7 protein-coding genes and 1 pseudogene are annotated in these 7754 nt (G+C 63.8%); 1 reads left to right on the forward strand and 7 read right to left on the reverse strand.

Going from position 1 to position 7754, the window contains the following annotated elements; translation table 11 throughout:
• Positions 1-218: pseudogene (locus H7007_RS02960) on the forward strand (PQQ-binding-like beta-propeller repeat protein); the annotation flags it as partial.
• 115 nt (positions 219-333) lie between these two features.
• On the opposite strand, the gene H7007_RS02965 reads toward H7007_RS02960, so the two are convergent.
• From H7007_RS02965 to H7007_RS02995, 7 genes are all read right to left on the reverse strand, one after another.
• On the reverse strand, positions 334-750 hold the full coding sequence (locus tag H7007_RS02965) for a Zn-ribbon domain-containing OB-fold protein (RefSeq protein ID WP_287153007.1): 417 nt from the start codon (positions 748-750) through the stop codon (positions 334-336).
• Positions 751-754: 4 nt separating this feature from the next.
• Positions 755-2020: a thiolase C-terminal domain-containing protein gene (locus H7007_RS02970; protein ID WP_287153008.1), complete on the reverse strand. Its 1266-nt coding sequence runs from the start codon at positions 2018-2020 to the stop codon at positions 755-757.
• Positions 2021-2423: 403 nt separating this feature from the next.
• Complete coding sequence (locus H7007_RS02975) at positions 2424-2837, reverse strand: cobalamin B12-binding domain-containing protein (RefSeq protein ID WP_287153009.1); 414 nt, start codon at positions 2835-2837, stop codon at positions 2424-2426.
• A 169-nt stretch (positions 2838-3006) separates the two neighbouring features.
• Positions 3007-4689, reverse strand: coding sequence for an acyl-CoA mutase large subunit family protein (locus H7007_RS02980; protein ID WP_287153010.1), 1683 nt, complete (start codon positions 4687-4689; stop codon positions 3007-3009).
• A gap of 33 nt (positions 4690-4722) precedes the next feature.
• Entirely contained in the window at positions 4723-5859 is a 1137-nt protein-coding gene (locus tag H7007_RS02985; RefSeq protein WP_287153011.1) for an acyl-CoA dehydrogenase family protein, read from the reverse strand.
• Between the two features lie 260 nt (positions 5860-6119).
• Positions 6120-6878 carry a 3-oxoacyl-ACP reductase family protein gene (locus H7007_RS02990; protein ID WP_287153012.1) on the reverse strand — a complete coding sequence of 253 codons (759 nt, stop codon included), beginning with the start codon at positions 6876-6878 and terminating at the stop codon, positions 6120-6122.
• Positions 6879-7332: 454 nt separating this feature from the next.
• Positions 7333-7754, reverse strand: a 422-nt coding sequence (locus H7007_RS02995; protein WP_287153013.1) for a PaaI family thioesterase, incomplete at its 5' end; no start/stop codon positions are given.

Below are 7754 nucleotides of genomic sequence, written 5' to 3' on the forward strand. Positions count from 1 at the left end.
GCAAGGACGGTTTGCTCTACGTCGCGGCCTCGAGCGGGCACATGTATTGCCTCAATGCGGACGGGACGCAGAAATGGCTATACGACTCCGGCTCTCCGTGGCTTCCCAGCATGCGGTCCAACGGCCTAACCCCCCCGCCCCTGGGAAAGGACGGGACGCTCTTCACCCTGAAGGCAGACGGCAGGGTCTTCGCTTTTCGCGGTCCGGGTCCGCGGTAGATGCGAATCGGCCTGCAGGGCTTGAACCCGCGCCCCGAAAACCTTCGGCGGCCGGAAGTGTGCCCTCCCCCGTGACCCGACCTCAATGACTATCGCCCTCAGCGGGCCGTGCCACTCAGGCGGGGCGGAATGCCAGATAGGTGCGGGCTTCTTCCCCTTCCCCTCCGCGAACGAACTCCGCCTTAACCGGCATGCCTATCTTTATGGATTCCGGGTTTTTCGCGTCCACGCCCTCGATGCGGGCCACCACGCGCGGACCCTCGGCAAGGGTCACCACACCCGTGCAGTAGGGGTTGTCCCTCCCGTATCCCTCCCTGGCCATATAGGGCGGGGTCACGAAGATGCAGGTGTAGGTGGTCAGTTCCCCCTCCCCTTTCAGCTCATGCCACTCCATGTCCGTCCCGAAGCAATCCTCGCAGAAGTGGCGGGGTGGGTGGTAGATCTTCCCACACTCGCGACACCTGGAGCCCATGAGCTTCCCTTCCTCGATGAACTTGTAGTAGGAGATGTCGCTGATCGGCCTTTCCTCCATGAGACTACCTCCTCTCGAAGATGGTGAAGGTGCAGGTCCCGCCGGTGCCCCCCAGGTTCTGAGTGGCCCCGAAGCGGAGCTCGCGCCCGGGTATCTGCCTCTCCCCCGCCTCGCCCCGCAGCTGCTTCCATACCTCGTACATCTGGGCCACTCCCGTGGCCCCCACCGGGTGCCCCTTGCACTTGAGGCCCCCCGAGGTGTTGATGGGCATGCGACCTTCCCGCCTGGTCTCCCCCTCGGCCACCGCCTTGTAGGCCTCGCCCTCGCCGAAGAAACCCAGGTCCTCGATGTGTATGAGCTCGGCGATGCTGAAGCAGTCGTGCACCTCGGCGAACTGGATGTCCTTGGGCTTCAGCCCGGACATGCCGTATGCTTCTGCCGCCGCCTGGCGGTTGGCCTCGAAGGAGGTCAGGCTGGGGCAGGCGTGCAGGCCCCGCCCGCTCCCCTGGCCGAACCCCACGATGTATACGGGGTCGTCGGTGAAACTCCTGGCCAGCTCCTCGGCCACCAGGAGCACACAGCTGGCGCCGTCGCTTATGGGACAGCAGTCGAAGAGGTGCATGGGCCAGGCCACGGGGGGGTTGAAGGAAGGGTCGAAGAGAGCCTCTTTCTCGTCCGACCAGTCGGGCACCGGGAGCCCCTTCTGGCGCGCCTTTTCCTTCCTGGCCTCCATGAGGTCGCGGATGGTCTGCTTGAACTGTGCCTTGGGGTTGAGTGGCGCGTTCTCGTGGCTCTTGATGGTCACGTTCATGAGGTGCTCCCGGTTGGCCCCGTACTTGTGGAAATAGGCGTTGGCCAGGGCCCCGAAGACCCCGGGGAAGGTGAACCCCGCCGCGCCCTCGTACGGAGAGGTGGCCAGGGCCAGCCCCTCGGTGACCTCCTCCGTGGTGCGCTTGGACATCTCCTCCACCCCACCGGCCAGGACGATGTCGTACATGCCGGAGGCGATGGCCATGATCCCGTCCCGCACCGCCAGGGTGCTGGAGGCGCAGGCCCCCTCCGTCCTGGTCACCGCCCGGGGAGCCAGGCCGGTGAGGTCCGCGATGATGGGGCCCCAATGGGCCTGGTGGACGAAGAAGTCGTTGCTGAAATTCCCGATCCAGACGGCCTGGATGTCGCGGGGATCCAGCCCCTTGTCCACGCTATCCATGAGCTCCAGGAAGGCCTCGGCGAAGAGGTCCTTGGAGTCCTTGTCCGGGAACATGCCGAAGTTGGACATCCCCGCTCCTACGATGGCCACTCCCCTGCCTAATTTTCTCTCGCCCGACATCACCGGACCTCCTTTACTCTTTGCGCCGCTCTCCGCATCCATCCGGAACCGAAGAAACATCGCTCGCCCGCGAGGACCTCGTCCACTCCCTCTCCTTCGCGGGATTGTCTGCAGGCACCCCCGAAAAGCCGCGACGCTCAACGCGATAACCGACTCGCGATGCGGCCCCTCGGCACGGATCGCCTCCTCCGCCTTTTTCTCTCCTCGTGTGGATTACCGGCTCCTCTCCCGGGCCTCATCGTGTCCGAGCCGAGGACTCCGCGCGTTTTGAAGCTGGACTCTCTGCGATTCCTCCTAACCGTCTCTGCTCCTTGAATATCACCGTTCTCTTCCCGATAAAGCCGCGATGTCTCGCCGGTGATGTCCCGGCTTCCCCGACAGCTGGATCCAGCCCCCTCTTTCCTCATCCTCCCTTCCCCACGCGGCTCTCCAGGTTCTCCCTTATGAACCTCACGATGTCCGCGGTGTTGGTACCCGGCCCGAAGACCCCGTCCATCCCGATGCGGCGGAGCTCCTCGTGATCCTGCTCCGGGAAGACGCCTCCGATGAGAAGGAGGAAGTCGTCCCTCACCCCTTTCTCCTCCAGCTCCCGCACCAGCTCCCGTGCCCATTCCAGGTGGGCGCCGGAGTGGCAGGAGAACCCGATGACGTCCACGTCCTCCTGGATGGCTGCCTCCACCACCCCCTCCACGCTCTTGAAGCCGAAAAAGATGGTCTCCATACCCGCCTCGGAGAGTGCTTTGGATACGGTCATGATCCCCCTCCAGTGGCCGTCCAGGCCCGGCTTGAAGAGCAGCACGCGTATCTTCTTCTCCATCCCGTCACCCCCTTAACCCCTTTCCGGGTGCGTTATGCCTTCCTGACTTGCGGGCATGGCGACGCTCGCTGTACCTCCGAAACGGAAGGTGTACTTCTGAAGGCCGGAACCGTTGTCACCATTTATTACCACTTGAGCTCACCTTTCCGCTGACGTGAAAACCTCACCGTCAGGCCACGAAGGGGAGCTGCCAAATGCCCCATATCTCTCGGTACACGGAGGTGATCTCCCCCAGTGTGGCGCCGGCGGCGGTGAGCTCGCTGACCACCGGGAGCACGTTCTCGCGGCGTTCGCAGACCCGGCGCAGCTGGTCCAGGAGGGAGGCCACCTTCCGGTTGTCCCGCTCCTCCCGCAGTTTGCGCAGGCGTTCCTTCTCTATCTCCGCCGCCCGTGGGTTGGTCCTGAAGGGAGGGGTGGGCTCCTCGTCCTCCAGGACGTAACAGTTCACCCCGATGATCTTCTCCTCCCCGCTCTCCTGGTCGCGCCGCCGCTTGTTGAAGGCCTTGCTCATCTCCCCGAACAACCATCCGGTGTTCAGGGCCTCCACCACTCCTCCCATCTCCTCTATCTTCAGGAAGTAATCCCAGATACGCTCCTCCAGTTCCCGGGTGAGGGCCTCCACGTAATAGGAACCGGCCAGGGGGTCGATGACCGAGCCCACCCCGGTCTCTTCCTGGAGGACCTCCTGGGTGCGCACCGCCAAGCGTACCGCCTCCTCGGAGGGCAGACAGATGGCCTCGTCGTAGGAGTTGGTGTGCAGGGACTGGCAGCCGCCCAGCACCGCCTCCAGGGCCTGGTAGGCGGTTCGGATGATGTTCACCATGGGCTGGCGCGCGGTCAGGGAGCAACCCGCCGTCTGCACATGGAAGCGGAAGCGGTAGGCCTCCGGGTTCTGCGGCTTGTAGCGCTCTTTCATCAGGCGGTACCAAAGTTTGCGCGCCGCGCGGTACTTGGCTATCTCCTCGAAGAAGTCGCGGTGGGCGGAGAGGTGGAAGGCCAACCGGTGGACGAAGTCGTCGATCTTCCACCCCCGGCGCAGCATCTCCTCGATGTGAGCCACGGCGTTGGCCAGCCCCATGCCGATCTCCTGCACGGCGTCTATGCCCCCCTCGCGGTAGTTATAGGTGGTGAAATTGATGGGGTTCCAGCGAGGAGCCTCCTTCATCGGGGTGCAGTATTCGATGAGGTCGCAGGCCAGCTTCAGGAGGTCGGCGGGCTTCAGGGAACCCCAGGGGATATATCCGATGGTCATGGTCAGGATGTCGTTCTGGGTGGTCCCCGCCAGCTGCTCCTTGCGCAGGCCGCGGGCTTTGGCCACGTTGAAGTACATGGAGGTCACCGCCGCGGAGGTCAGAGGCTCCACCACCAGGGCCACGCTCATGCGGTCGATGGGCAGGTCCCTTACCATGGCCTCCACTCCGCGTATGGAGTACAGGGGCACTCCTTCTTTCCCCACTTCATGGGCGGCCCCCTCCACCTCCTGGTCGGGATCCACCCCGGCGAAGGTCAGGGAGTCCACGGCGGCGGAGAAGCCCGTCTCCCCTTCCTTGTACAGCATACGCCAGCGTTCGTTGGTCTCCTCCGGGGTGCCGTGCCCCGAGAACATGCGGATGGTCCAGAACCTGCCCCTATACATGGTGGGATACACGCCCCGGGTGAAGGGGGGTCGTCCCGGGAAACCGATGTCCCGGAGGTAATCGATGCCCTCCACGTCCAGAGGGGTGTAGAGGTCCTTCACCGGGATGCCCGCGTCGGTCTTGAAGGACTCCCGGCGCTCCGGCCACCCCTCCTTCTCGCGTCTCCACTCCTCAAGCGCGTTCCTGATCTCCTCCAGGTCGGACATCCTCCTCATCCCCCTTCCTGCATCGCAGGTTTCGTCTTCCGCTCACCGCAACAGGGCGCGGGAGATGACCACCCGCTGTACCTGGTTGGTCCCCTCGTAGATCTGGGTCACCTTGGCGTCGCGCATCATCCTCTCCGCCGGATGATCGCGCATGTAACCGTACCCTCCCATGACCTGGACGGTATCCGTGGTCACCCGCATGGCCACGTCGGAGGCCTTCATCTTGGACATGGCCGAGTAAATGGAGAGGTTGGGGTCGCCCCGGTCGGCCATGGCCGCCGCCTTGTATATCAGGAGGCGCGCCGCCTCCACCTCGGTGGCCATGTCCGCCAGCATGAAGGCGATGCCTTGAAGCATCCCGATGGGCTTCCCGAACTGCTTCCTCTCCTTGGCCCAGGCTATGGCCAGCTCCAGGGCTCCCTGGGCGATGCCCAAGGCCTGGGCTCCCACCAGGGGCCGGGAGTTGTCCAGGGTCTTCATGGCGGTGATGAAACCGGTGCCCTCCTCGCCCAGCCGGTTCTCAACCGGCACGCGGCAGTCCTCGAATATGAGCTCCGAGGTCTGGGAACCCCGCATGCCCATCTTGTCCTCGATCTTGCCCACAGAAAGACCCGGCCCTTTCTCCACCACGAAGGCGCTTATCCCCTTGTAGCCCTTCTCCGGGTCGGTCATGCAGAACACGGAGTGCACCTCGGCGAGACCTCCGTTGGTGATGAAGCACTTCTGCCCGTTGATGACGTAATGGTCCCCTTCGCGACGGGCCATGGTCTTGGTGGCCCCGGCGTCGGAGCCCGCCTCCCGTTCGGTGAGGCAGAAGGCGGCCAGCTTCTCTCCCGAGGCCACCGGAGGCAGGTACTTCCTCTTGGTCTCCTCGGAGCCGGCGATGACGATGGGATAGGCGGCCAGTTTCTGGACCACGAAGATGAGCGACGAGTTGGCGCACACCCGGGCCAGCTCCTCCCCCACTATGCAGCATGAGAGGAGGTCGGCACCTGAACCCCCGTATTCCTCGGGAATGGCGTAGCCCAGCAGCCCCTGTTCCGCCAGGAGCTTCTGGATGTCCCAGGGGTACTCTCCTGTGCGGTCGATCTCCGCCGCCCGCGGCGCGATTTTCTCCTCAGCCAACCGGCGGATCTCCCTGCGCAGCGCTTCCTGTTCCGGCGTCAGTTCAAAGGTCATCTCCAGCCTCCTACGATCGACATACCGGTACGTGTAATTCCCATCCCCGCCTCTCCGACAACCTTCCCGTTGCGGCTCAGGGTGCCGGGGAGCGAACCGTCCTTCATTCCTTTCCCTTACGCAACCATGCCCGCGGAAAACCCTGTCCGGCGGAGGCCGCGTCGGCTTCCTTGCCCGACCGCACGTGCATACCCGCCTTTTCCGTGCTCTCCGCCTCCAGGTCGTTTCCGAGGGAGCAACGCCGTTCGCCGACCCAGAGGTCAGAAGGTGAAAAGGCTTATCCCCCCGCTGACCTCGATGGCCTCCCCGGTGATGTAGCTGGCTTCGTCGGAGGCCAGAAAGGCGATGATCTCCGAGAGCTCGCGCGGATCCCCGGACCGCCGCATGGCCACCCGCTTGATGATGCGCTCCCGGAAGGGCTCGGCCACGTCGTAGAAACTCCCGGCGTCGAAGACCCCCAGGACCACGGCGTTGCAGGTGATGTTCTTGCGCGCCCCCTCGAGGGCCACCGTCTTGGTCAGGCCGATGAGGCCGGCCTTGGTGGCGGCGTAACTGCACTGGCCGAAACCTCCCATGGTACCGGTGACCGAGGAGACGTTGATTATCCTTCCCCATCCCCTCTCCGCCATGTCCGGGAAGACGGCCTTGATGAGCAGGAACGGACCGGTGAGGTTCACGGCCACGTCAGCGTCCCAGTCCTCCTTGGTCATGTCGGTTATGGTCACCGCCCGCACGATGCCCGCGGCAGCGTTGTTGACCAGGATGTCCACCGGGCCGAGTTCTTCCTTGACCTTGCGCACGCCCTCAATGACGCTCACCTCATCAGCCAGGTCCATCTTCACGGCCAGGGCCTTCCGTCCCATGGCCTCTATATCCCGTACCACCTCCAAGGCCTTGGCCTCGTTACGGTTGTAGGTCAACGCGACGTCCGCGCCCTTCTCCGCGAGGACGATGGAATGAACCCTTCCCAGACCGCCCGAGCCCCCGGTGACCAGGGCTACCTTCCCCTCCAGCGCCATGCGCATACCTCCTTTCGTTTCCCTCTCCCGTCTCCAAAGCCGCCTACCGCCTCCGCCGCGCACCCTCTTACTCGAACCTCAGTGTCGATGATCGGGTGCCGGAACAAAAGCGGCGACCTCCCCTCTTCCCTTATACAGGTCTTGCCGTTGCCGAGAAGGACCGTAGATAGACCATCTACGACCTATTCTTTCCTCAAAACGTGCCCCTTATTCCGTAGGTGTCTGCAACGCACGCCCCTGAATAGATTCGGCATCCTCGCACTTGAAGTCATCCTGCTATGCAGCCAGCACTTTCATTCCCCTTGGGGGCGCGGCAGGTCGATGAAAATCCGCAGCAGCCCAGACGCGTCCTTCTCCACACAATCGTTTCCTTGCCGGGGCCGTATCCCTCCCCTATTCCAGCGCTCCCCTTCCAGGTCCCCAGCAGTCTCGCCCCCTAACCTTCGAATCCGTGTCACCCGGCCTCCGGTGTCCCGGCTTCATTCTCCGCCTCAAGCGGGCGGCCGGTATGGTATGCCCAACCCCTGCACTGGGCTACCACCGTGCCCTGGGCATCGGTGACCAGCATGCGGTAATAACCCATCTTACCGGCACGGGTCACCAGCTGCACCTCGGCGGTCATCAACCCCTGCGTGCCGGGGGCGGCCAGAAAATCAATGCCCACGGAGAGCGCCATGGCCCTTGATCCAAAGGAATTGGCCGCCGCACCGAAAGCCACGTCCGCCAGCCCGAATATCACGCCTCCGTGTACCATGCCCATGAAATTGAGGTGCTGCGGGCCGAGTTCCATGACCACCTTGGCGTATCCCGGTCGTAACTCCACCACCTTTGCCCCCAGGTGTCGGGCATAGGAATCGGTACCGATTATCTCCTTTA

The sequence above is a fragment of the Candidatus Solincola tengchongensis genome (assembly GCF_015711935.1).
GTDB classification, from domain to species: domain Bacteria; phylum Actinomycetota; class Geothermincolia; order Geothermincolales; family RBG-13-55-18; genus Solincola_A; species Solincola_A tengchongensis.